A 966-nucleotide genomic window follows, 5' to 3' on the forward strand; every position below is an offset into this window, starting at 1 on the left:
GGATAGCAGGACTCGAACCTGCGGAATGACGGAGTCAAAGTCCGTTGCCTTACCGACTTGGCTATATCCCAAAACTTGGGGTGGATGATGGGAGTCGAACCCACGAGTGCAGGAGCCACAATCCTGTGTCTTAACCACTTGACTACATCCACCATAATAATGGAGCGGAAGACGGGACTCGAACCCGCGACCCTCGCCTTGGCAAGGCGATGCTCTACCACTGAGCCACTTCCGCATGCTCCACTCACACCAAATTAAAAATTTGTGTGATTGAAGTACTCAGCACTAGCTGAGTTTCCTTGAAATGTTTTACTATAATGGTGCGGGTGAAGGGAGTCGAACCCCCACGGTTACCCGCTAGATCCTAAGTCTAGTGCGTCTGCCAATTCCGCCACACCCGCATATTTCAATTACCAAAATCCTCGATTTGATGTAAGTAGAGTCCTCAGCATTAACTGAGTTTCTTTCTAAAATGGTGGAGGGAGAAGGATTCGAACCTTCGAAGTCGCTGACAACAGATTTACAGTCTGCCCCCTTTGGCCGCTCGGGAACCCCTCCATATTTATATTGTATAGTTAATCATAAATCTCAATTTGTTTATACAATTAATCTACATCAACAAACAGATGGTGCGCCCAGAGAGATTCGAACTCCCGACCTTCTGATTCGTAGTCAGACACTCTATCCAGCTGAGCTATGAGCGCATTTTGGAGGCGACACCCAGATTTGAACTGGGGAATAAAGGTTTTGCAGACCTCTGCCTTACCACTTGGCTATGTCGCCATCTTAAATTGCTTTATCATGGTGATCCATCCGCGACTCGAACGCGGGACACCCTGATTAAAAGTCAGGTGCTCTACCGACTGAGCTAATGGACCCTGTTATTTTCGAATTAAATGGAGCGGGTGAAGGGAATCGAACCCTCGCGATCAGCTTGGAAGGCTGACGTTCTACCATTGAACTACA

Annotated in this window: 7 tRNA genes; all 7 read right to left on the reverse strand. The window is 47.7% G+C overall.

What is annotated here, in order from left to right:
• Window positions 1-76: 76 nt before the first annotated feature.
• The 7 genes from KQI88_RS17805 to KQI88_RS17835 all read right to left on the reverse strand — a co-directional run bounded on the left by KQI88_RS17805 (window position 77) and on the right by KQI88_RS17835 (window position 878).
• A tRNA-His gene (locus tag KQI88_RS17805) sits at window positions 77-152 on the reverse strand.
• Window positions 153-160: 8 nt separating this feature from the next.
• Window positions 161-235: transfer RNA gene (locus tag KQI88_RS17810), tRNA-Gly, on the reverse strand.
• Between the two features lie 83 nt (window positions 236-318).
• A tRNA-Leu gene (locus KQI88_RS17815) sits at window positions 319-401 on the reverse strand.
• A 72-nt stretch (window positions 402-473) separates the two neighbouring features.
• Window positions 474-558 (reverse strand) — tRNA-Tyr (locus KQI88_RS17820).
• Between the two features lie 69 nt (window positions 559-627).
• A tRNA-Arg gene (locus tag KQI88_RS17825) sits at window positions 628-704 on the reverse strand.
• Between the two features lie 4 nt (window positions 705-708).
• A tRNA-Cys gene (locus KQI88_RS17830) sits at window positions 709-783 on the reverse strand.
• Between the two features lie 19 nt (window positions 784-802).
• Window positions 803-878 (reverse strand) — tRNA-Lys (locus tag KQI88_RS17835).
• Window positions 879-966 lie beyond the last annotated feature (88 nt).

It is taken from the genome of Alkaliphilus flagellatus (assembly GCF_018919215.1).
Taxonomy (GTDB): Bacteria; Bacillota; Clostridia; order Peptostreptococcales; family Natronincolaceae; genus Alkaliphilus_B; species Alkaliphilus_B flagellatus.